This window comes from Streptomyces vilmorinianum (assembly GCF_005517195.1).
GTDB lineage: Bacteria > Actinomycetota > Actinomycetes > Streptomycetales > Streptomycetaceae > Streptomyces > Streptomyces vilmorinianum.
In genome coordinates this window covers 4837010-4858620 of the sequence record NZ_CP040244.1, presented here as the reverse complement: position 1 = coordinate 4858620, position 21611 = coordinate 4837010, and the positions used below count along the sequence as shown (strand labels likewise).

General features: G+C 74.0%; 22 protein-coding genes. 13 read left to right on the top strand and 9 right to left on the bottom strand.

Features of this window, described 5'->3' with window-relative positions:
* Positions 1–114 precede the first annotated feature (114 nt).
* Both FDM97_RS22745 and FDM97_RS22740 read left to right on the top strand, forming a co-directional pair.
* Positions 115–1341 carry a hypothetical protein gene (locus FDM97_RS22745; protein WP_137992348.1) on the top strand — a complete coding sequence of 409 codons (1227 nt, stop codon included), beginning with the start codon at positions 115–117 and terminating at the stop codon, positions 1339–1341.
* On the top strand, positions 1334–3283 hold the full coding sequence (locus FDM97_RS22740) for a dynamin family protein (protein ID WP_137992347.1): 1950 nt from the start codon (positions 1334–1336) through the stop codon (positions 3281–3283). Before FDM97_RS22745 ends, FDM97_RS22740 begins: the two co-directional genes overlap by 8 nt.
* On the opposite strand, the gene FDM97_RS22735 is transcribed toward FDM97_RS22740, so the two are convergent.
* Positions 3277–3588 carry a hypothetical protein gene (locus tag FDM97_RS22735; protein WP_137992346.1) on the bottom strand — a complete coding sequence of 104 codons (312 nt, stop codon included), beginning with the start codon at positions 3586–3588 and terminating at the stop codon, positions 3277–3279. The two genes, FDM97_RS22740 and FDM97_RS22735, sit on opposite strands and share 7 nt — an antisense overlap.
* A 124-nt stretch (positions 3589–3712) precedes the next feature.
* On the opposite strand from FDM97_RS22735, the gene FDM97_RS22730 reads away from it, so the two are divergent.
* Positions 3713–4264: a GNAT family N-acetyltransferase gene (locus FDM97_RS22730; protein ID WP_137992345.1), complete on the top strand. Its 552-nt coding sequence runs from the start codon at positions 3713–3715 to the stop codon at positions 4262–4264.
* Between the two features lie 22 nt (positions 4265–4286).
* Here the strand turns inward: FDM97_RS22730 and FDM97_RS22725 are convergent, their stop codons facing one another.
* On the bottom strand, positions 4287–4619 hold the full coding sequence (locus tag FDM97_RS22725) for a DUF6204 family protein (protein ID WP_137992344.1): 333 nt from the start codon (positions 4617–4619) through the stop codon (positions 4287–4289).
* A 59-nt stretch (positions 4620–4678) separates the two neighbouring features.
* Here FDM97_RS22725 and FDM97_RS22720 point away from each other — a divergent pair, with 59 nt between their 5' ends.
* Entirely contained in the window at positions 4679–5584 is a 906-nt protein-coding gene (locus FDM97_RS22720; RefSeq protein ID WP_137992343.1) for an arginase family protein, read from the top strand.
* A 3-nt stretch (positions 5585–5587) separates the two neighbouring features.
* Here the strand turns inward: FDM97_RS22720 and FDM97_RS22715 are convergent, their stop codons facing one another.
* The 3 genes from FDM97_RS22715 to FDM97_RS22705 all read right to left on the bottom strand — a co-directional run bounded on the left by FDM97_RS22715 (position 5588) and on the right by FDM97_RS22705 (position 7431).
* Positions 5588–5935 (bottom strand): VOC family protein, encoded by a 348-nt coding sequence (locus tag FDM97_RS22715; protein ID WP_137992342.1) that lies wholly within the window; start codon positions 5933–5935, stop codon positions 5588–5590.
* 48 nt (positions 5936–5983) lie between these two features.
* Positions 5984–6820, bottom strand: coding sequence for a methyltransferase domain-containing protein (locus FDM97_RS22710; RefSeq protein WP_137992341.1), 837 nt, complete (start codon positions 6818–6820; stop codon positions 5984–5986).
* An 89-nt stretch (positions 6821–6909) separates the two neighbouring features.
* Positions 6910–7431 carry a GNAT family N-acetyltransferase gene (locus tag FDM97_RS22705; RefSeq protein ID WP_137992340.1) on the bottom strand — a complete coding sequence of 174 codons (522 nt, stop codon included), beginning with the start codon at positions 7429–7431 and terminating at the stop codon, positions 6910–6912.
* Positions 7432–7589: 158 nt separating this feature from the next.
* On the opposite strand from FDM97_RS22705, the gene FDM97_RS22700 reads away from it, so the two are divergent.
* The 3 genes from FDM97_RS22700 (at position 7590) to FDM97_RS22690 (ending at position 12042) form a co-directional block, all read left to right on the top strand.
* On the top strand, positions 7590–9437 hold the full coding sequence (locus tag FDM97_RS22700; RefSeq protein WP_137992339.1) for a transketolase: 1848 nt from the start codon (positions 7590–7592) through the stop codon (positions 9435–9437).
* Between the two features lie 184 nt (positions 9438–9621).
* Positions 9622–10854: an aminotransferase class I/II-fold pyridoxal phosphate-dependent enzyme gene (locus tag FDM97_RS22695; protein ID WP_137992338.1), complete on the top strand. Its 1233-nt coding sequence runs from the start codon at positions 9622–9624 to the stop codon at positions 10852–10854.
* Between the two features lie 72 nt (positions 10855–10926).
* Positions 10927–12042 (top strand): MBL fold metallo-hydrolase, encoded by a 1116-nt coding sequence (locus tag FDM97_RS22690; RefSeq protein ID WP_137992337.1) that lies wholly within the window; start codon positions 10927–10929, stop codon positions 12040–12042.
* Here FDM97_RS22690 and FDM97_RS22685 read toward each other — a convergent pair.
* Both FDM97_RS22685 and FDM97_RS22680 read right to left on the bottom strand, forming a co-directional pair.
* Positions 12022–12666 carry a DedA family protein gene (locus FDM97_RS22685; RefSeq protein ID WP_137994971.1) on the bottom strand — a complete coding sequence of 215 codons (645 nt, stop codon included), beginning with the start codon at positions 12664–12666 and terminating at the stop codon, positions 12022–12024. The genes FDM97_RS22690 and FDM97_RS22685 overlap by 21 nt on opposite strands.
* An 11-nt stretch (positions 12667–12677) precedes the next feature.
* On the bottom strand, positions 12678–13451 hold the full coding sequence (locus FDM97_RS22680; RefSeq protein ID WP_137992336.1) for an MBL fold metallo-hydrolase: 774 nt from the start codon (positions 13449–13451) through the stop codon (positions 12678–12680).
* A gap of 306 nt (positions 13452–13757) precedes the next feature.
* Between FDM97_RS22680 and FDM97_RS22675 the strand changes: the two genes are divergently transcribed.
* From FDM97_RS22675 to FDM97_RS35965, 5 genes are all read left to right on the top strand, one after another.
* Entirely contained in the window at positions 13758–14162 is a 405-nt protein-coding gene (locus tag FDM97_RS22675; protein WP_137992335.1) for a recombinase family protein, read from the top strand.
* Positions 14163–14240: 78 nt separating this feature from the next.
* Positions 14241–16382, top strand: a complete 2142-nt coding sequence (locus FDM97_RS22670) for a phage holin family protein (RefSeq protein ID WP_137992334.1) — start codon at positions 14241–14243, stop codon at positions 16380–16382.
* A gap of 66 nt (positions 16383–16448) precedes the next feature.
* Positions 16449–17894 carry an amino acid permease gene (locus FDM97_RS22665; RefSeq protein ID WP_137992333.1) on the top strand — a complete coding sequence of 482 codons (1446 nt, stop codon included), beginning with the start codon at positions 16449–16451 and terminating at the stop codon, positions 17892–17894.
* A gap of 66 nt (positions 17895–17960) precedes the next feature.
* The gene (locus tag FDM97_RS22660) at positions 17961–18350 is read left to right on the top strand and encodes a hypothetical protein (RefSeq protein WP_137992332.1); all 390 of its coding nucleotides are present in this window, start codon (positions 17961–17963) and stop codon (positions 18348–18350) included.
* A 48-nt stretch (positions 18351–18398) separates the two neighbouring features.
* On the top strand, positions 18399–18563 hold the full coding sequence (locus FDM97_RS35965) for a hypothetical protein (RefSeq protein ID WP_175439208.1): 165 nt from the start codon (positions 18399–18401) through the stop codon (positions 18561–18563).
* A gap of 347 nt (positions 18564–18910) precedes the next feature.
* On the opposite strand, the gene FDM97_RS22655 is transcribed toward FDM97_RS35965, so the two are convergent.
* A complete protein-coding gene (locus FDM97_RS22655) occupies positions 18911–20101 on the bottom strand; it encodes a low temperature requirement protein A (protein ID WP_137992331.1) in 1191 nt (396 codons plus the stop codon).
* Positions 20102–20330: 229 nt separating this feature from the next.
* Here FDM97_RS22655 and FDM97_RS22650 point away from each other — a divergent pair, with 229 nt between their 5' ends.
* The gene (locus FDM97_RS22650) at positions 20331–20747 is read left to right on the top strand and encodes a hypothetical protein (protein WP_137992330.1); all 417 of its coding nucleotides are present in this window, start codon (positions 20331–20333) and stop codon (positions 20745–20747) included.
* On the opposite strand, the gene FDM97_RS22645 is transcribed toward FDM97_RS22650, so the two are convergent.
* Entirely contained in the window at positions 20737–21546 is an 810-nt protein-coding gene (locus tag FDM97_RS22645; RefSeq protein ID WP_137992329.1) for a helix-turn-helix domain-containing protein, read from the bottom strand. The two genes, FDM97_RS22650 and FDM97_RS22645, sit on opposite strands and share 11 nt — an antisense overlap.
* Between the last annotated feature and the right edge of the window lie 65 nt (positions 21547–21611).

The window sequence follows — 21611 nt, the reverse complement described above, 5'->3', positions numbered from 1 at the left end:
CGCAGCGGGACAGGAATGCGGCGACGGACCGGGCGCACCGCATGGTTCAAGGGGGCCAAGGCGCTCAGGGGGCTCAAGGGGGAGATCGTGGAGTATCCAGCTGTTTCCTTGGGCGTGGGGGCAGCCGCACAGGCCGCCGCCTCTCTCATCAACACTCATCGCCAACTCAAGGCGGAGGAGCAGGCCAGGGCCTCGCGCCAGGACTTCGAGAAGGTCCAGGCAGAGGCCCGGTTCGGTCGCGAGCTCCAGCTGGAGGCCGTCCGCCACAAACGCCTGACCCGGATCGCCGAGCTGGAGAGCCGCCTGCGCCGCGACACCGATCTGGCGGCACTCCGCAACCGCAGGCTCATCGACAGCTACCCCGTCGAGGAAGGTCCCGGCCATCTCCGGGAGAGCCTGCGGCTGCTCTCCTCCGACCTCACGACGCTCCCGCTGGTCGTCCTGCTGCCGACCTTCCACGGCTCCCCGGAGGGCCACTGGGCGGGACTGCGCGCCTCGGTGATCGACGCGCTCAGGCGCCGGCTCGCCGCCGACGGGCTGATCGAACTCCAGGACTCGCTACGGACGTTGGCCTGGCCGCACGCCGCCTTCTACTGGAACGACCTGTACGGCATACCCACCCTCGTCGTGCAGGTGCGCTACTTCCGCGACACCCTCGACATCAGCCTCGGCGGCTGCCATCTGCGAGCGGGCGCCGAGTCGCCGGCGGAGGGGCTGCGCAGCATCTACCGGCACCGCATCGCACGCCCCGACCGCTGGACGCCGGAGGCCGTCGCGGAACTCAACGCCTCGGTGCCCGCCAGCCACCGGCTGGCCGTCCCCACGGACGACACGGAACGGGTACGGGTCGACATCGAGATCGCCGCCCGGGCCGCGACCGCCGTGGTGACCGCCGCCGTGGACGCGTACTACCTGGGCAACTCCGCCCGCTACCGGCAGCGCCTGGACGAGGCCGCCGCCGCACTCGGCGCCGGTGCCCTGGCCGACTGGGAGCCCGACCTCGGCATCCCGCTCTGGCAGGTCGCCGACCCGGCCTTCCACCTGCTCACGGTCGCCACCCGGCAGGCGAGGCGGAGGCAGGGCGAGGCGGCGGTCGCCTCGCTGCGGCACTCGCTGGCCATCCTGACCCACCCTGACTACGCCGTCACCGGCCCGCCCTTCCCCCCGGTCGCCGACGCGGCCGAACCCCTCGCCGCGGCCGACTCCCTCTACCGCACCGCTTTCCGCCAGGCCCTGTCGGAGGCGGCCACGGCCGTCCCGGCGGTGCCGGCCGTTCCGGGTGCCACGGACAGCGCCTCGCGGCAGGACCTCGACGAGATGGCGGGAGTGCTCCATGACTGACGACCGGATGGGCGGCGACCGGATGGGCGGCAACCGGATGGGCGGCAACCGGATGGGGGGCAACCGGATGGGGGGCTCGGGCGAGGGCGGTACCAGTCCCGGCGGTGACCCGACCGTGGCTCCCCCCGTCACCGAACTCCTCGACGTCCTCCAGCGCCACCAGGGTCTCCTGCCCTCCCTCGCCCCAGCCGTACGGGACGCCCTTGCCGCCGTCCGTCGAGCCGCCGAGCGCAGCCACCTCGTGGTGGTGGGCCCCGAGGGCGCGGGCAAGTCCACCCTCATCAGCGCGCTCGCCGAAGCCGATGTCACCCCCACCTCCGCCTTCCTGCCCGGCACCGTCGCCCCGGTCCACATCCTGCACGGTGAGGGCGCCGCGCCGGGCTTCACCGTGTTCCGCGCGTCCGAGGAGCCCGGCGGCCCGCCGCGGGCCGACCCGACGGACCGAGCGGGGTTCGACGGCTGGCTGCTCCAGGAGCACAACCCCGAGAACACCCGGCGCGTGCTGCGCGGCGAGGTCCGGCTGCGGTCCGACCTGCTCAGCGGGGGCCTGCGCCTGGTCGACCTGCCGGGTGCCAACAGCGTCTCCCGGGAGGTCACCGCCCGGACGGCCGAGGACCTCGCGGGCAGCGCGTTCACCGCCGTACTCGTCAGCTTCGGCAGGGTCAGCATCGCCGCCCTGGCGGACGTCGTACGGGAACTCGCCGAGAGCCCGTACGAGGTGAAGGTCGCCGCGATCGTGTTCAACGAGGTCGCGCCACCCCCGTCCGAGCGGTTGGCGGACCACCTCACCATGCGGCGACGGAGCGTCGCGGAGTATCTGCTGCCCGCCGACGCGGACGGCACGCTCGGCCTCGCGCGGGCCGGAATCCACGCCCTGCACCTGCCGTCCTTCCTGCCGGCCGCCAGTGCGGCGGCGGCGCCTGCCGCGGGCCCGAGGCAGGAGGAGGAGCAGTGGAAGGCGTTCCGCGCCGAGGTGGCCGACCGGGTACGGCGCAATGTCGCCTCGACCGCCGCCTCCGCCGCCCGGTACGCCCTTCCGCTGCTCGACACCGCGCTGGCCGACCGGGCACGGAGTATCGATCGCTCCCTCGACGGCAAGGTCCCGCGGAGCGAGGCGGCCGCGCTCGCCCGGGAGCTGACCGCCTCGACGAGAAAGCGGCTGGGGGAGGTGGAGGCGGCCTCCCGCGCGGCGGACTGGGCCGAGATCGAACCGACCGTGCTCCGTACCGCCGCCACGCTCCGCGCCGACCTCGATCGCATCAGGTCCCGGATCACCACCGGCCTCACGCTTCCGAAGGCGGAGGCGAAGAAGCTCAACGACGAGATCGAGGGGCTGCTGACCCGGGCGGCGACCGGTCTGGCCGCCGAGGCCGAAGCGGCGTTCGAGCGGCTGGGCGCGGAGCTGCGGGCGGTCACCGAGGCCGCCGTCGTCGAGTACGACACGCGGATTCCGCTCGGGGCCACCGGGAACCCCGGACATGCCGACAGCTCCGTCTCGTTCACGGTCGGGAGCTACCACTACCAGTCGTCGGGCGACGAGTTCGAGGATCTGGCCAACGACGGGTTCGGGGGGCTGGTCGCCGCCCTGCTGCCGACGGTGTGGATAGCCCTCATCGGCCAGCACTATCTCGGCGGCGGCCATCTCGGCCACACACTGCGGGCGATGGGCAGGACGCGGAAGGAGATCGAGAAGGCGCTCTCCCCGGATCCGGACACCGGCTGCGCACCCGTCTGGCTGCAGGTCCGCACGCGGATGGTGGAGCGGGCCCGGAGGGAAACCGGCTCGCTGCTGACCGGTTTCCAGAGGAAGGCCGTCGACAAACTCCCCCAGACGTCGGTCCGCGACCTGACCGCCCAGCGCGACGGCATCAAGGCGGCCCGCGCGCAGCTCGCCGAGTGGCGCGGCCGTCTTGACAGCCTCGGTGGCCTCGGGGGTCAGTAGTCCAGCGAGGCGTCGCCGCCCCAGGACGAGGTGTCCGTCACGGTGCCGTCCTCGATGGTGGTCGCATTCTCGTGGTGGATCTCGCCGCTGACGGTGACGCTGCTGTCGTCGTCATCGGCGGGACCCCAGGAGTCGGGGTAGTCGACCGTCAACGAGCCACCGGCCTCCTGGCGTTCGGTGCTGGTGCCGCCCTCGATGGTCCGGCTCTCCCGGACGTAGACCTCCCCGGAGAGCGAGACACCGCTCTCGTCGTCCGTGGAGCCCGACTCCCCCTGGTAGTCGTCCCAGTTCGACTCGTCCGCCATGACCGCCCCTCCCGTGGACCGACCACACACCGTCACCACTGTTGCGTCTACCCGTGGGCCGATGCCTTCACGCCGTGGCAGGGCGAGACCAAAGTCCTCCTGGAGCACTGGCTAGTCTGGGACCATGCCCGACGATCTCGGCCCGTACCTCACCGCCGGCCCCCGCGTCGGCCTGCGGCACTACTCCCTCGACGACGCCGAGGAGTTCACCGCCCGGGCGCGGGAGAGCCGTGAGCTGCACCGCCCCTGGCTCTTCCCGCCCGACCACCTCGACACGTACGCGGCCTACGCGCGGTCGATGACCGACGACCCGGCCAAGGCCGGGTTCCTCGTGTGCGAGCGGGCCGAGCAGGGGCGGATCGCCGGGTTCGTCAACATCAACAACATCGTCCGCGGCGCCTTCCTCAGCGGAGCCCTCGGCTACGGCGCCTTCGCGCACGCCGCCGGGCGCGGCCTGCTCACCGAGGCGCTGGGCCTTCTCCTCCCGTACGCCTTCGGGCCCTTGGGGCTGCACCGCCTCGAAGCCGACATCCAGCCGGGCAACGCCGCCTCCCGCGCCCTCGTCCGCCGGGCCGGCTTCCGGCTCGAAGGGTTCTCGCCCGCCATGCTCTTCATCGACGGCGCCTGGCGCGACCACGAGCGGTGGGCGATCACCGCACCCGAGCCCGCTCCCTGACCCACACCGGCGGCGCGCGGGCTCAGTGCCTGTAGTTGATCTTCATCGTGTCCATGTCGGTCACGGAGGACTTCAGCTCCCCGTGGCCGTGGCCCAGCTCCTTCAGCGCGGACTCCACGCGGTCCTCGGCGATCGCCGCGGCCATCTCCTCGCCGTCCGCCGCGTCCGAGACCACGACCAGCCGGTACGAGAAGTGCTTCAGCGTCCTGTCGTACGCGAGGGAGCCCTCCGGGGTGAACCGCATCGCCGCCATCCCGTGCGCGTCGACCTCGGCGAGCAGCCGGGCCCGGCTCTCCTCCGACAGACCCTCGAACGTACCGCGCACGATCACTCGGTAGGTGTGCCGCGTGCTCATCTCTCTCCGTACTCCCGTCACCGTTGAAGATCCAGACTACGGCGGCGAGGATGGCGCGCATGCGGAATATCGTGGCCCTCGACGCCCCTTCCAACCTCGGTCTGCGCCCGCCGGCCCCCGGCACCGTCCCCGGCTGCTACAAGCTCGCCGGTGCCCTGCGCGAGAACCGGATCGTGCAACGGCTCGGTGCGCTGGAGGGCGGAGTCGTCGTCCCGCCCCGCTACGACCGGGGCGACTGGCAGGAGGGCGACGGCGTCTTCAACGCGGCCGCCCTCGCGACCTACACCCGTACCCTCGCCGACCGGATCGAACAGCACGTGCGCGCGGGCGACTTCCTCCTCGTCCTCGGCGGCGACTGCTCCATCCAGCTCGGCGCCTCCCTCGCCCTGCGCCGCGTCGGCCGCTACGGGCTCGCCGCGATCGACGCCTCCCCGGACTTCCGCCACCCCGGCAACTCCGACCGTGTCGGGGCCGCCGGCGGCGAGGAACTCGCCCTCGCCACCGGCCGGGGGCAGCGCTACCTCACCGACCTGGAGGGGCTGAAGCCCTACCTCCGGGACGAGGACATCCGCCTCTTCGGCATCCGCGACGCCTTCCACGACGAACCCGAACTCGTCGAGCTGCGCGCCCTGAAGGTCCCCACCGTCACCGTCTCCGAGCTGCGCGCGTGGGGACCGGCCGAGCTCGCCGCGGCCACGGTCACCAGTCTCGAGACCACGGCCCTCGACGGCTTCTGGGTCCACCTCGACGCCGACGTCCTCGACCCCTCCGTGATGCCGGCCGTCGACAGCCCCGACCCCGACGGCCTGCTGCCCGGCGAACTGACCGAGCTGCTCGGGCCCTTGGTCCGTTCCGAGCGCTGCGTCGGGCTCAACATCACGATCTACGACCCCGATCTCGACCCGGACGGTACGGCCGGAGCGCTGCTCACCGACCTCGTGGTGGCCGCCTTCGCCGGCGCCTGACGTTCAGGAGCGCCGGTCGACGTACTCGAAGACCGAGCCGTCCGGGTGGACCGCGATCAGATTGCGGCCCACCGGCGTCGGCACCGGACCCGCCAGGATCTTGGCGCCCGCCTCGGTCAGCGCCGTGAACGCCGCGTCCACGTCGTCCACGGACAGGGTCGCGGCGACCTTGCGCAGCACCTCCAGCTCCGACTCCGGTCCGCTCATCAGCAGAAACGAGCTGACGGCCGCGACCGCCACCCCGCCCCGCTCGAAGCGCTGGGCGGGGGCACCGGTGAGCCGCTCGTAGAAGTCCACCGCCGACTCGAGATCGTCGACGCAGATGCGCAGCGTGGTACCCAGAATCTCCATACCACCGAGCCTAGTTGAAGACGCGCGGGCCACGGCAGGGGTTCCGGATCAGGAGACCCGGCACACGATCTCGCCGTGCGGGACCATGAACCAGGCGTCCTCCTGCCGGCCCCACTCCCGCCACGCCTCGGAGATCGCGGCCAGCCCCTCGCGCGTGGTGTGGCCGCCGTCCACCGCCAGCTCCGCGTAGACGGACTCGGAGGTGCGGTCCGCCCACAGCCCGCTCCACCAGGCCCGCTCGTCCGGTGTCGCGAAGCACCAGGTGCCGGCCGTCGTCGTGACGTCCGTGAACCCGGCCTGCCGTGCCCACGAGAACAGCCGCCGCCCGGCGTCCGGCTCGCCGCCGTTGGCCCGGGCGACCCGGTGGTACAGCTGCTGCCACTCATCCAGGGCGGGCGACTGCGGATACCAGGCGAAGGCCCCGTAGTCGCTGTCCCGGGCCGCGACCACACCGCCCGGGCGGCAGACCCGCCTCATCTCGCGCAGCGCCCGCACCGGATCGCCCACGTGCTGCAGCACCTGGTGGGCGTGGACGACGTCGAAGGAGTCGTCCGGGAAGTCCAGGGCGTGCACGTCCGCGACCGCGAACTCCACGTTCTCCAGGCCCCGTTCGGCGGCCACGGCACGCGCCTTGGCCAGGACGTCCTCGGCCGCGTCCATGGCGGTCACCCGGCCCGGCGCGACCAGCGCGGCCAGATCGGCGGTGATGGTGCCCGGCCCGCAGCCCACGTCCAGGACGTCCAGGCCGGGACGCAGCTCGGGGATCAGATAGGCCGCCGAGTTGGCCGCGGTGCGCCAGCTGTGCGAGCGCAGCACGGACTCGTGGTGCCCATGGGTGTAGACGGCGGTCTCATGGGGCCTGGACTGCTCGGAGGTATGCGTCATGACCGGACTCCCTCGTCTGGGTTGGTACGGAGAACCGTACGTGCCTCAGCCGCATACTGAGACCCCGATCTTGCGATGTGGACATCGGCTCAAGGGAACAGGCGCCGCCGGTAACGGAGTTCGTCGAGCGTCCGGCCCGCCGTCGTGTCCTGGACGACGGTGCCGTCCGCCCGCCAGCCCGCCGCCTCGTAGAAGCGCCGACCCCGGTCGTTGTCCGCGAGCACCCACAGCGCCGCCTCCCGGAACCCGGCCGCCGCCAGTGCCTCGACGGACGCGGCGAGCAGCCCCCGGCCCACCCCCGTCCCCCACACCTCCGGCAGCGCGTAGAGCGCCGCGATCTCCCCGGTCGTGGCGGGATCGAGATCGCCGTCCGAAGGCCAGGCACGGAAGCAGCAGAACCCCGTCACCCGCCCGCCCGGCTCCTGCGCCACCAGGACCGCGGGCCGCTCGGGCGCCCCCAGCCGGGCCGCCCAGACGGCGGTGCGCTCCTCGACGTCGAGGCCGTCGAGATACGGCCCGGGAAGCAGGTCACGATAGGCGGCCTGCCAGGACCGGACATGGACGGCGGCGATCGCCGCCGCGTCCGCGGGAAGAGCTTCACGGATCGGCATGCGCCGCATTCTCGGCCCGCCCGCGCCGCCCCGGCCACCGCATATCGCCCGGGCCGGCACGCATTGCGGGGCATACGCCCCCGCCCCCTGGGTACCCGGGCGGATGTGGGCCCGCATCCCCGTCCGCCGACGCGAACGTTCCTGGAGGAAGGTGCCCGATGTACGAAACGATGTCCGATCTCGCCCGGCAGCTCCGCGTGGACGCCGTACGCGCCGCCGACGCGGCCGGCTCCGGCCATCCGACCTCCTCGATGTCGGCCGCAGAGATCGGCGCGGTCCTCCTCGCCCGTCACCTCCGCTACGACTTCGACCGCCCCGACCACCCGGGCAACGACCGCCTCGTCCTGTCCAAGGGGCACGCCTCGCCCCTGCTCTACGCCATGTACCGGGCCGCGGGTGTCGTCAGCGAGGGGGAGCTGCTCACCTTCCGCCGCCATGGCAGCCTCCTCGAAGGCCACCCCACGCCCCGGCTGCCCTGGGTCGACGTCGCCACCGGCTCCCTGGGGCAGGGCCTGCCCATCGGGGTCGGCATGGCGCTGGCCGGGAAGTTCCTCGACCGCGTCCCGTACCAGGTGTGGGTCCTGTGCGGGGACAGCGAGATGGCCGAGGGGTCCATCTGGGAGGCCGTCGAGCACGCCTCGTACTGCCGTCTGGACAACCTCACCCTGATCGTCGACGTCAACCGGCTCGGCCAGCGCGGACCCACCCGCCACCAGCACGACCTCGGCGCCTACGCCGCCCGCCTCGAGGCCTTCGGCTGGCACACCGTACGGATCGACGGCCACGACGTCGAGGCCGTCGACGCGGCGCTGCGCGAGGCCCGCGCGACCGTCCGCCGGCCCACCGCCGTCCTCGCCGCCACCCGCAAGGGCCGGGGCGTGGCCTCCGTCGAGAACCGCGAGGGCATGCACGGCAAACCCCTCCCGGACGCCGAGGCCGCCATCGCCGAGCTGGGCGGCTACAGCGACCTGCGGGTCCAGGTCACCGATCCGCCCGCCGCGCTCGTACCCAGCCCGGCCGGCGGCGGCGTACCGCGGCTGCCGCGGTACGGCAGGGGCGAGAAGGTCGCCACCCGGGACGCCTACGGGCAGGCGCTGGCCGCCCTCGGCCACGCGCGCGGCGACGTGGTCGTGCTGGACGGCGAGGTCGGCGACTCGACGCGCACCGAGTTCTTCGCCAAGGCGCACCCCGATCGCTACTTCGAGTGCTGGATCGCCGAGCAGCAGCTCGTCGGGGCCGCCGTCGGGCTCCAGGCGCGCGGCTACGTCCCGTACGCCTCGACCTTCGCCGCGTTCCTCACGCGCGCGTACGACTTCGTCCGGATGGCGTCCGTGAGCCGGGCCGGGATCAATCTGGTCGGCTCGCACGCCGGTGTCGCCATCGGCCAGGACGGGCCGAGCCAGATGGGCCTGGAGGATCTGGCCATGCTGCGGGCCGTGCACGGCAGCACCGTCCTGTACCCCTGCGACGCCAACCAGACGGCGAAGCTCGTGGCGGCGATGGCCGACCTGGACGGGGTCCGCTATCTGCGCACCACACGCGGCGGCACCCCCGTCGTCTACGGGCCCGAGGAGGACTTCCCGATCGGCGGGAGCAAGGTGCTGCGCAGCCACGGCGAGGACGACCGGGCGACCGTCGTCGCGGCCGGGGTGACCGTGCACGAGGCCCTGCGGGCCGCCGACCGGCTCGCGGAGCTCGGCATGCCGGTCCGGGTCATCGACCTCTACTCGGTCAAGCCGGTGGACACCGACACCCTCGACCAGGCGGCCGGCACGACCGGCTGCGTCCTGACCGTGGAGGACCACCACCCCGAGGGCGGGCTCGGCGACGCGGTCGCCGAGGCCTACGCCAACGGACACGGAGGGATGCCCCGCCTGGCACGGCTCGCCGTACGCTCCATGCCCGCCTCGGCGAGCCCGGAGGAACAGCTTCACGAGGCCGGTATCGACGCGGACGCGATCGTCTCGGCGGTCGAGCTGATGCTGGAACGCGTCCTGGTCCGCTGAGTCCGCCGACCGTCCGGTGCGGGCCGGCGTCACCCGGTCACCCGGTCACCCGGACGGCCCTCCTCCCCGCCGTGACGAGACACCCGGTCACCGTCTTCTGGGGCGGCGAACCCCGCTGAACCTTCGTATAAAGGGCACTGGGGCGCCGCGTGGGGCGCCCTTCGGAGCTCAGGAGGTGCGGAAGATGCGGCAGACGGCACCGGAAGGCCGTGGCCCGGTGCGCTACGGGCCTCCCGCCCCGGAACCCGACCTGCCCGTGCTGCCGGTCCTCGCCGCGATCCTCGCCGCCGCGGCGGACCGCACCACCGTCGAGCCCCCCGGCGGCGGGCCGGTGCTGCGCGAGGCGGCCGCCGGCTACTGGTGGCGCCGCGGCCTGCGCACCCACGCCGAGGACGTGGTCGCCGCCCCCGGCGCCCAGCCCCTGCTGCTCGCCCTGATCGCCGCCCACGGCGGGGACGTCCTGATGCCCCGGCCCTGCCCGGCCTGGTGGACCCCCCAGGCCCGCCTCCTCGGCCGCCCCGCTTACCACGTGCCGACCCCCGCCGAGTGCGGCGGCGTACCCGACCCGTACGCCCTGCTCGAAACCGTCCGCCGGGTCCGCGCCGAGGGCGGCCACCCCCGCCTGCTGCTGCTCTCCGTCGCCGATGACCCCACCGCCACCGTCGCCCCGCCGGAACTGGTCCGCGAGGCGTGCGAGGCTGCCGTCGCCGAGGGTCTGCACATCGTCAGCGACGAGACCTGGCGCGACACCCTGCACCGGCGCCACGACACCGTGCTCCTCAGCCCCGCCGAGATGTGCCCCGACGACGTCACCGTCCTGTGCGACCTGTCCGCCGCCCTCGCCCCGGCCGCCTGGCCCTGTGCCGTGGCCCGCTTCCCGCCCACCGACCCCTCGCGCGCGGACCGCTGGACCGACCCCCGCGCCCGCACCCTCGACGTGCTGACCGCGCTCGGCGCCTGCGTCGCAGGGCCGGTCGCCCCCGCCGCGGCGCACGCCCTCGACGAACCCGAGGACGTCACCGTACGGGCCGCCCTCGCCGCCGCCCTCCACGCGCGCGTGGCGGCCGCGGCCCACCGCGCCGTCCTCTCCGCCGGCGCGCTCGCCCGGCCCCCGCAGGCCGGCCGCCACCTCTACGCCGACCTCGGCCCGCTGCGCGCCGGGCTCGCCGCCCGGGGCGTCACCGACTCCATGGAGCTGGAGACCCACCTCACCGAGCGGCTCGGGACCCCCGTCCCCGGCGGCCACCGCTTCGGCGACGAACTCGGCGCCCTGCGGGCGCGTTTCGACACCGGGGTGTTCCTGGGATCGACGGAGGAGGAGCGGAACGAGTCCCTCACATCGGCGGACCCCGTGGAACTGCCCCATGTGGCCCGGGCGTTGAGCTCCTTCGGAGCCGCCCTGGAGGAACTCCGGTGACCTCCGGGGCACTTCGGACCCCTGTACGCCCGTAAGACGTCCCCGACGAACTGCGCAGAACGGAGCTCGCAGATGACGGAACAGACGGCACGGCCGACGCAGGCCCCGCACCCCGCGCGTGACGGCCGGACCGCCTCCGCGCCCGGCCGCCCGGCGCCCGGCCCGGCCCCGGCCGCCTCCCCGGCCGCCTCCCCGGCCTCGGCCCCGGCCTCCGCCCCGGCCCCCGTCCTCCAGCCCCTCGGCCGGATCCGGGACGACTGGCCGCGCTCCTTCGTCGAGCGGCTCACCGCACCGCTCCCCGGCGTCCGCGCCATGGCCCGCCTCGCCCGCGAGGGCGCCGTGCGCCCCGGCCCCGAGGGCCTGCGCGACATCCCGCTGCTGCCGTTCGCCCCCGGCCCGCTGCCGCCCGCCGGGCCCGACACCCTCGCCGTGACCTGGGCGGGCCACGCCAGCTGGATCCTGCGCGCCGGCGGCCTCACCGTCCTCACCGACCCCGTCTGGTCCCGCCGGATCCTCGGCACCCCCGCCCGGATCACCCCCGTCGGGGTGCGCTGGGAGGACCTGCCGCCCGTGGACGCGGTCGTCATCAGCCACAACCACTTCGACCACCTCGACGCCCCCACCCTCAAGCGGTTGCCCAAGGACACCCCGGTCTTCGTCCCGGCCGGGCTCGGCCGCTGGTTCACCCGCCGCCGCTTCAGCCGCGTCACCGAGCTCGACTGGTGGGAGGCGGCCGAACTCGACGGCGTACGCTTCGAGTTCGTCCCCTCCCACCACTGGTCCAAGCGGACCCTCCTCGACACCTGTCGCTCGCTGTGGGGCGGCTGGGTGCTCACCGACCGCTCCCAGCGGCGAGTGTACTTCGCCGGCGACACCGGCTACGGCCACTGGTTCGCCGAGATCGGCCGCCGCCACCCCGGCATCGACCTCGCGCTCCTCCCGATCGGCGCCTACGCCCCGCGCTGGTGGCTCAGCGACGTCCACACCGACCCCGAGGAGGCCGTCCGCGCCTTCCAGGACCTCGGGGCGCGGCGGATGGCGCCGATGCACTGGGCGACCTTCGTGCTCTCCTCCGAGCCGGTCCTCGAACCCCTCACCCGGGTCAGAGCCGCCTGGGAGCGGGCCGGGCTGCTCCGCGAGGACCTGTGGGACCTCCCCGTCGGAGGCTCACGCGTGCTCGCTCCCTGACGCCTCCGACGCGCCCCGCCGGCCCCCGCGCACCCGCCGCCACAGCGCCGGAACGACACTGATCAGCAGCGCCAGACCCACCGCGGCCACCACGCCCTGCCACGGCTCCGGGAACAGCGAACCGCCCAGGATCCCGATCAGCTGGTACGTCGCCGCCCACGCCAGACAGGCCGGCAGGTCCCCGCGGACGAACCGGCGCAGCGGCACCTGCGCCAGCAGGCACGCCAGCATCACCGGAATCCGCCCCGCGGGCACCAGCCGGGACAGCACGAGCACCTTCACCTGATGGGTGTCCAGCCGCGCCCGCGCCTGCGCGAGCCGGTCGGGCGTGACCCGGCCCCGCAGCGCCGCCAGCCACCGCGAGCCGTTCCTGGAGCGGACCCCGCGCTGCCCCAGCCAGTACAGCGCCACATCGCCCACGAGCGCGGCGGAGGCCGCCACCAGGAAGACGAAGAGCAGCGCCAGCGGAGACGTCTGGTGGAAGGCGACCACGGCCGCCGAGCTGACGATCGCCCCCGTCGGCACCACCGGCACCAGCGCACCCAGCGCCACCAGCAGGAACAGGGAGGGATAGCCGACCGCCTGCTGCGTCGACTCCGGCGGCAGCTCCCGTACCGCCCCCATCAGACCGTCGATCACCGGGCGACCTCGGGCCGCACCCGCTCGCCGTGGCCGAGCAGATGCACCACCACCTTCGGCGCGAGCCGCGCCGCGTGCCGGACGAACTCGTCACCCGGCGCGTGGAACTCGTGCGGCCGCACCCCGTCCATCCCGATCGGCCAGTACGTGCCGTAGTGCACCGGCACCGCCGCCGCGGGGGAGAGCGCCGCGAGCGCCTGCGCCGCCCGCCCCGCGTCCAGATGGCCGTGTCCCAGATACGGCCCCCAGCCGCCCACCGGCAGCAGCGCCACGTCCACCGGACCGACCGCCTCCGCCATCTCGTCGAAGAGACCGGTGTCGCCGGCGAAGTACGTCCGCGCCTCGCCCTCCACGACATACCCGAGCGCGGGGGAGCGGTGGGGCCCCAGCGGCAGGCGCCGGCCGTCGTGCAGCGCCGGCACGGCCCGTACGGTCACACCCTCCACCGTCACCACGTCGCCCGGCCCCACCTCGGTCAGCCGCAGCCCCTGCCCGTCGAGTCGGCGCAGCCCCGGTACGGCACCGGGCGCGCCGCGCGGCACGACGATCCGCGTCCCGGGCGCGAGCCTGGCGAGCGAGGGCAGATGGAGGTGGTCGGCGTGCAGATGGGAGACGAGCACGACCTCGGCGCGCGCGGCCTCGGGCGGGGGCAGCGCGCCGCGCCGGCGCCGCAGATGCGCCAGCCGCCGCGCGAAGAGCGGATCGGTGAGGAACCGGACCCCCGAATCCTCGACCGTGCAGGTGGCATGACCCCACCAGGTGACCTCCACCGGCCCGCCGCCCTTCCGCTCGGCACTCCCTTGTCATGAGGGTAAATGTCCGCAGGGGGCGACGCGGGGCGTCTACGGTGGGTCGTGGGGGTAGCCATCCGTCGGCAAGGGGATGGGAGTCGCGGTGAGCACGATGGGGACGACCTGCAATTCTGCGCAGTGTCCGCGCTGCGGGGGCGTCCTGGCCGTCACCCAGGACGGCTGGAGGATCTGCCACACCTGCGGCTACTCCTCGCCGCCGTGACGCCGGGCGTGGCCCCGGGGGACTCCCTCCTCGCGGGACACGGTTCGGAGTAGGGTCGGCCCATGGACGACGTTCGGGTGGCGGCGATCGCCAGCCTCACCCCGCTCGAGGAACTCGACAGCGACCCCTTCCTGGTCGACACGCGCAGCCAGCACGCGATGTGCGCCCGCTGGGCCCTCGACAAGGGCTACGTCGTGACGAGACAGCTGCTCTGCTACGGCATGCGCCCCGACCACGACGCGCTCTGGGCGGACGTCGACGCCGGTCACGTCGACCTCTTCGTCGCCCCCAACGAGCGCGTCCTCGCACGGGCGTTGACCGACGTGTCCGCGTTCTTCGCGGAGTGCGAGCGGCGCGGCGTGCGCCTGGAGACCGCGGGGCTCGACGAGCCGTCCTACGACGCGGCCGGCAAGGCCGACGTGCACCGCAGACTCTCCATGCCGACCGCCGGCTACGACGGCTGCTGAGGCGCCGCAGCCCCGCCCTGCGCCGCGTGGGCGATGTGCCACGCTTGAGGCAGGAAACGGGCGAAAGGTGAACCAGGCGTGGGTGACGGGCGATGGCGTACCGCCGGCCGCTGGCGGACCGCGGGGCGCGCCCTGGTGCGGGTGATCGTGGTCTGGGCGGTGTCGACCCTGACCTTCCTCGCCCTGGCCGGACTGCTGCCCGACTTCCAACTCCAGTCCGCCGACGGCGACAGCATCACCAGGACCGCCGTCACCGCCGCCTGGGGAGCCGGCGCCTTCGGCCTCCTCAGCGCGCTCGTGTGGCCCGTGATCGTCCGGGCACTGCTCCTCGTACCGGCCCTGGTCCTCGGCCTGTTGGTCTTCTTCCTCAACGGCTCCCTGCTGCTGATCGCGCTCTGGCTCATCCCCGACGGCCGAGGCGTCGCCGACCCCGAGACCGCCGTCGTGGTCGCCGCCGTCATGTCCGCCGTCGCCTCCGCCACCTCCACCGCGCTCGCCGTACGCGACGACGACGCCTACCGCCGCCGCCTCTACCGGCTCGCACACCGCACCCGCCCCCGCGGCCCGGCCGGCGGCCCGGAGCCCGACCACGGCACCGTCTTCCTGCAACTCGACGGCGTCGGCCACCGGGTGCTCCGCGAGGCCGTCGCCGGCGGGCTGATGCCGACCGTCGCCGACTGGCTCGACACCACCCACCGGCTCACCCCCTGGCGCACCGACTGGTCCAGCCAGACCGGCGCCAGCCAGCTCGGCATCCTGCACGGCTCCAACGAGGACGTGCCCGCCTTCCGCTGGTACGAGAAGGACACCGGCCGGCTGATGATCTCCAACCGGCCCGCGAGCGCCGCCGAGCTCCAGCGGCGGGCCATCGCCCGCACCGGGGACGGCGGGCTGCTGACGTTCGACGGGGCCTCCCGCGGCAACCTCTTCAGCGGCGGCGCCGACCAGCTCGCCCTCGTCCTGTCGATGGCCGCCCGCCGCGGCCGGAGCAACCGCTCGCGCGCCGGGTACTTCGCGTACTTCTCCGACCCCGCCAACGCCGTCCGCACCGCGGGCTCGTTCGTCGCCGAGGCCGCCCGCGAGATGGTCCAGTCGACCCGGGCGCGGGTGCGCAAACAGACCCCGCGGGTCTCGCGCGGCGGCGCCTATCCCTTCATCCGGGCCTTCGCCACCGTCGTGGAACGGGACGTGGTCGTGGCCGCGCTGATCGGCGACATGCTGGCGGGGCGGACCGCCGTCTACGCCGACCTCGTCGCCTACGACGAGGTCGCGCACCACTCCGGCCCGCACGGCCGGGACACCGACCAGGTCCTCGCCCGGCTCGACCGGTCGATCGCGCTGATCGCGAAGGTCGCCGAGCACGCGCCGCGCCCGTACCGGATCGTGCTCCTCTCCGATCACGGCCAGAGCCCCGGCGTGACCTTCGAGAGCGCGTACGGCCTCACGCTCAAGGACCTGGTGCGCGCCGGGTGCGGGCTTCCCGTGCCGCGCAGGGTCGGGCGCACCCCCAGCGGCTCGGAGGCCAGGGACGCGGCCCGTGACGCGCTGCGCAGCGCGCTGCACCGGCCGGTGGACGAATACGGCGAGGAGGCCGCTGACGCGGAGGCACCGGCGGTCCGGCCGTCCGAGCCGGTGGTGCTCGCCTCCGGGAACCTCGGGCTCGTCTCCTTCCCCGGCGTGCCGCACCGGATGACCCGCGAGGAGATCGACCGGCGCCATCCGGCGCTGCTGCGCACCCTGGCCAACCATCCGGGCATCGGCTTCCTGCTCGTCGCGAGCGCCGAACACGGCTCGGTCGTGCTGGCGCGGGACGGCACGGAGGTGCCCGTGGCCGAACTCGCCGACGACGGGCCGCTCGCGGTCTTCGGGCGCGGCGCGGCGGACGCCGTACGGCGCGCGGACCGCTTCCCGCACGTCGCCGACATCATGGTCAACTCGATGTACGACCCGGTGACCGGCACCGTCCACGCCTTCGAGGAGCAGATCGGCTCCCACGGCGGTCTCGGCGGCGAGCAGTCGCACCCCTTCCTGATGTCGCCGGTGGCCCTCTCGGCGCCTCCGGCCGATCTGGCCGGTGCCGAACAGGTGCACCGCGTGCTGCGCAGATGGCTGCGGGAGTGTCACGGCCCGCAGGTGCCGCTGGAGATTTCGCCGTCGACAGCCGATTCGGAAGCACTTCTTCCGGTTGATGGCCCCGTCGTACCGGACAAAAACAGCTGATTTGGTGGCGCGTCTCGCCTGCCGGACCATGTTCGGGTTTGTACGACGGAAGGCGCACCACCCCTCATGAGCACGGCCACAACTCCATCCCCCGAAGAGAACAGGCACGCCCGGCGGTTCGGCCTGCCGGTCGCCACCGCCCTGGTCATGGGCAACATCATCGGCGGCGGAATCTTCCTGCTGCCCGCCTCGGTCGCCCCCTTCGGCACCATCAGCCTCGTCGCCTTCGGCGTCCTCACCCTCGGCGCGATCGCCCTCGCCCTCGTCTTCGGCCGGCTCGCCCGCCGCCACCCGCAGACCGGCGGCCCGTACGTCTACGCCCGCGAGGCGTTCGGCGACTTCGCCGGATTCCTCGCCGCCTGGTCGTACTGGATCACCGCCTGGGTCTCCAACGCCGCCCTCGCCGTGGCCGCCGTCGGCTACCTGAACGTGCTGCTCCCCGTCCACGAGTCGACGGCCGCCACCATCGCCGCGGCGCTCGCGCTCCAGTGGCTGCCGGCGCTCGCCAACCTCGCCGGCACCCGGTACGTGGGAGCCGTCCAGCTCGTCGCGACCGTGCTCAAGTTCGTCCCCCTCCTCCTGGTCGCCGTGGGCGGACTGTTCTTCTTCGACAGCGCCAACCTCGGCCCCTTCCAGGCAGGTGGGGACAGTGCGCTCGGCGCGGTCTCCGCCTCCGCCGCGATCCTGCTCTTCAGCTACCTCGGCGTCGAGTCGGCGGCCGTCAGCGCCGGCGAGGTCCGCGACCCGCGCCGCAACGTCGGCCGCGCCACCGTCCTCGGCACCCTGGGCGCCGCCGCGATCTACCTCCTCGGCACCATCGCCGTCTTCGGCACGGTCGCCCACGACCGGCTCGTCGACTCCACCGCGCCGTTCTCGGACGCCGTGAACGTCATGTTCGGCGGCTCGTGGGGCGGCACCGCCATCGCGTGCATGGCCCTGGTCTCCATGGTCGGCGCGCTCAACGGCTGGACACTGCTCAGCGCCCAGACCCCCTACGCGGCAGCGAAGGACGGGCTCTTCCCGAAGGTCTTCCGCCACAAGCGGCGCGGTGTCCCGACGGTCGGCGTCCTCGTGACCGTCGTCCTCGCCTCGCTGCTCACCGTCTACAACTACACGGCCGGCACGGAGGGCGTCTTCGAGATCCTGGTCCTCGTCACGACCTTCACCGCCACCGTCCCGTACCTCCTGTCGACCGCCGCCCAGATCTACTTCCTGCTCTCCGGCCGGTCCGAGCGCGTCGACCGCGCCCGGCTGATCCGCGACGGGGTCCTGGCCGCGGCCGCCTTCGCCTTCTCCATGTGGCTGGTCGCCGGCTCCGGATACGCGGCCGTCTACCAGGGCGTGCTGTTCCTCTTCGCCGGTGTGCTCGTGTACGCGTGGATGGCGGCGCGCAGGGTACGGGCCCAGGCCCCGGCGACGGCATCGGCGGAGGCACCGGCCGAAGCCGACGACGCGGCCCTGCCGGCGCCCGGGAGCGCACCCGAGCCGGTGAAAACGGGCGCGCCCGCGTAGACCGCCCGGGCGGTTTCGCGCCCCGACCCGGCACGTCGGTCCGGCCCCGGGGCAGGACGTACCCCGATGAGCACCGCGTCCGCGCACCCCGCCGAACCCTCGGCCCCGCCGGGCGCCGCGGCACCGGTCCGCGCGACCGGGCCACGGCGCCTCGCGGTCGTGCTGCTCCTCGTCCTCGCCATGCTGCTCGGGACCGCCGCCGCTGCCGGCGCGGGTCTCCCGGCGGCCGAACCGCGGGCCGCCGCGTCCGGGACGCCGGACACCGGTGGCGAGACGTATGACGTCGCCGAGACCGTGGCGGCCGCGACCGTGCGTGCCCGGAGGCGCCGTGCCGTCGTCAGGACCGGGGAGCGGGGGCCCGGGCGCCGGCCCCGGAACTGGCGCCCCGTACCCGCCCCCACCCCCGTACCGCTCCCGCGAGGCGACGCACGCCGGTGCGTGGTGATGCGCTGCTGAGAGGCCCCGCCCTCGCAGCCCCCACCCCCCACCGCAAGGAGCTTCGCCATGCCCGTCGACCCCTTCGCCGTCCTCCACGCCCTGCTGCGCGCCGAGGCCGCGCGCGCGGAACGGACCACGCGCGCCGCCACGGCCCTCCCGCCGGAACGCGCGCCCGGCAGCCGCCGCACCCAGCAGGAGACCGCGGCGCGGCAGGACCGCCCCACCCGCTGAACACCCGGCGCGGGGCCGGACGGAGGATTGCGCGACGGCGGGGCGTCGCGGCGAGGCTGAGCCGACGACCTCGACCGACGGCACACGCCCCCCGAGCGGTCGCCGAGCCCCGCGTACGGCTCCACGTCCGGCCTCGCCCGTCCCCTCCGGCCGGCGGCCGTCTCGCGCGGCGTGCAGGCACCGCACGGCCACCGCTACGCGGCGGCCACCGCAGACGGCCGGGCCGCGATGGCCCCGCCGGAGGGCTGGACGGCCGCGGAGACGGCCCGCCTGCGCGGCTTCCTCCGGCACCGCCAGGCCGCGTACCGAGCTGTCACGCGTACAGAGCCGTCACGCGTGCCGATCCGTCACGCGCCCCGCACTCCGCCCCTGCCGTGCAGCCCCACCAGGGCCGTCACGCCGGCGGCCAGCGCGACCAGCGCCACCAGTGCCGGGACGTGGCCGACGAGGGCGCCGGAGGCGAGGGCGCACACGCCGCCGACGGCGAGGACCGTCGGGCGGCGGCCCGTCGCCCGCAGGACGATCGCGGCGCCGCCGAGCAGGAAGACGCCGACGCCGCCCGTCAGCGACCAGGCCACGACCCCGTGCAGCGGCTCGGCGAGGCCGTAGTGGCCCGTGTCCGCGACCTGGTGCAGGATCTTCTTCATCCCGAGGGCGCACAGCACCACACCCGCGACCAGCGGAAGATGCAGGAAGGTGTACGTGTCCCGGGCGAACCGGGTCCGCTCGTCGCCCTCCAGGCCGGCCAGCCGGTGCTCCGCGGCCCCGCCGAGCTGCCGGAAGTACAGCGCCCACAGCGCGGCCGCGAGCAGCAGCCCGGCGGCCGTGGCACCCAGGACCGCGTAGGTGAGCGGCAAGCCGGACACCCCGACGCCCATCGCCACGATGGACTCGCCGAGCGCGATGATGACGATCAGACCGTGGCGCTCGGAGAAGTGCCCGGGGGAGTTGACCCGCCAGCCGGAGCCTCCCGTGACGTAGATCCCGCCGTAGTCGATGGCCACCGCGCCCAGCCACAGCAGGAGTTGGGTCTTCCCGCTGTACGCGCTGCCGATCAGCAGCAGCACCAGCGGCGGCGCCACGGACAGCAGCGCGGTGCGCCGCAGGGTCGCCCGCAGGACCGGGTCGTCCTGGCTGGAGAGCCAGTACGAGACCAGATGCAGCACGCGCACGGCTCCGTAACAGAGCACGAACACCAGCGGCGCCGAGAGCCCGCCGGGGGCGTCCGCGAAGACGTCGGGCACGGCGAGCGACACGATCAGGACGACGGCCATCACGGTGACGACCACCGCGAACAGCGCGCCGGAGTCCGCCCGTACGACATTGCCCAGCCAGGCGAAACAGCACCAGCACCACCACAGCAGCGCGAGCACCGTCATCGCACCGACCACCCGCATCGGCGACGGGCCGGCCGCCATCAGAGCGGTGACCTGGGTGATCGCGTACACGAACACCAGGTCGAAGAAGAGTTCGGCCGGCGTCACCCGGTGATCGTCCGTGGCCGCCACCATCCGCGCCCGGTCCCTGCCCCACGCCATGTGCGTCTCCCCACCGTCCCCGGGGCGGCCCCCGCCGCCACCAGCGCGCACCCTACCCACGTACCCGCCCGCCGCGAGGCGCTGTCCCCCAACCCGCATTACCTCGCGCGTAATCGACCCGCGCAGCCCCGGGCGGCATCGTGGTGTCCACCGGAGCTCGGCCGGCGCACTCCGGCCGAGCTCCGGTCCCACCACCAGCGCGAACGTCCCCCATGGAGGGTGATCCGTCATGTCCCAGGCCCTGCTCACCGGTCTCTCCCGCACCACCCAGCCGCAGTCCATGGTGCGCCGGTTCCTCGCCCTCGACGCCGTCGTCACCGGCGGCAACGGACTCGCCTACCTCGCCGCCTCCGGGCCGATCGGCGAGCTGCTCGGGGTCGACTCGGCCCTCCTGCTCGAACTCGGGCTCTTCCTCACCGCGTTCGCCGCCGGAGTCGCCTGGCTCGCGTGCCGCCGCCGGCCCCCGGCCCTCGGCGTCAAGCTCGTCGTCGACGCCAACATCCTCTGGGCCGTCCTGAGCGTCGTCGCCCTCGTCGCCTGGCTGGAGCCCACCACCGCCGGTCTTGTGTGGACCCCGACGCAGGCCGCCACCGTCGCCGGCTTCGCCGGACTCCAGTGGTCGGCGCTGCGCGCCGCTACCCCCTGAGCGCCTGCAGATACGCGACCGTCGCCGGGTCGGCCGGGAGGAACGTCTCGATGGCCAGCTCGGCGACCGTCACATCCATCGGCGTGTTGAACGTCGAGATCGAGGACACGAACGACAGCACCTGCCCGTCGTGCTCGATCCGCAACGGCAGCGCGAAGTACGGATACGGCTCCGGGTCCTCCCGGTCGTCCGGATCCCCGGCGCCCTCCGGCAGCGGGTACGCCGCCACCTCCTCGTACAGCTCCCGCAACGCCTCCGAACGGGCCAGGCCGATCTGCCGCTCCATCTGGGCCAGCAGATGCCCCCGCCACTCCCGCAGATTCCGGATCCGCGGCGCGAGCCCCTCCGGATGAAGCGTGATCCGCATCGCGTTCAGCGGAGGCGTCAGCAGATGCTCCGGCAGCCCCGCGAGCAGCATCCCGATGCCCTGGTTCGCCGCCACCACCGTGTACGAGCCGTCCACGACCAGCGCCGGATACGGTTCGTACCCCTGCAGCAGCTGCCCGATGCCCTCCCGCAAGGTCTCCAGCTGAGGATCGTCCAGCGTCGACTCGCCGTACCGCGGGGCGTACCCCGCCGCGAGCAGCAGCGCGTTGCGCTCCCGTACCGGCACGTCCAGATGCTCGGCGAGGCGCAGGATCATCTCCTCGCTCGGCCGGGACCGGCCCGTCTCGATGAAGGAGATGTGCCGGGCCGAGGAATCCGCCCGCAGCGCCAGCTCCAACTGGCTCAGCCGTCGCTGCTCACGCCAGCCGCGCAGCAGCGGTCCTACTCCCGTACCGGTTGCGACAGTTGTCATGTGCAGACGCTATCCCAGGTGTCGGCCCGGGTATCCAGTCCCCGGGACCGTATCGTCACCGTCAG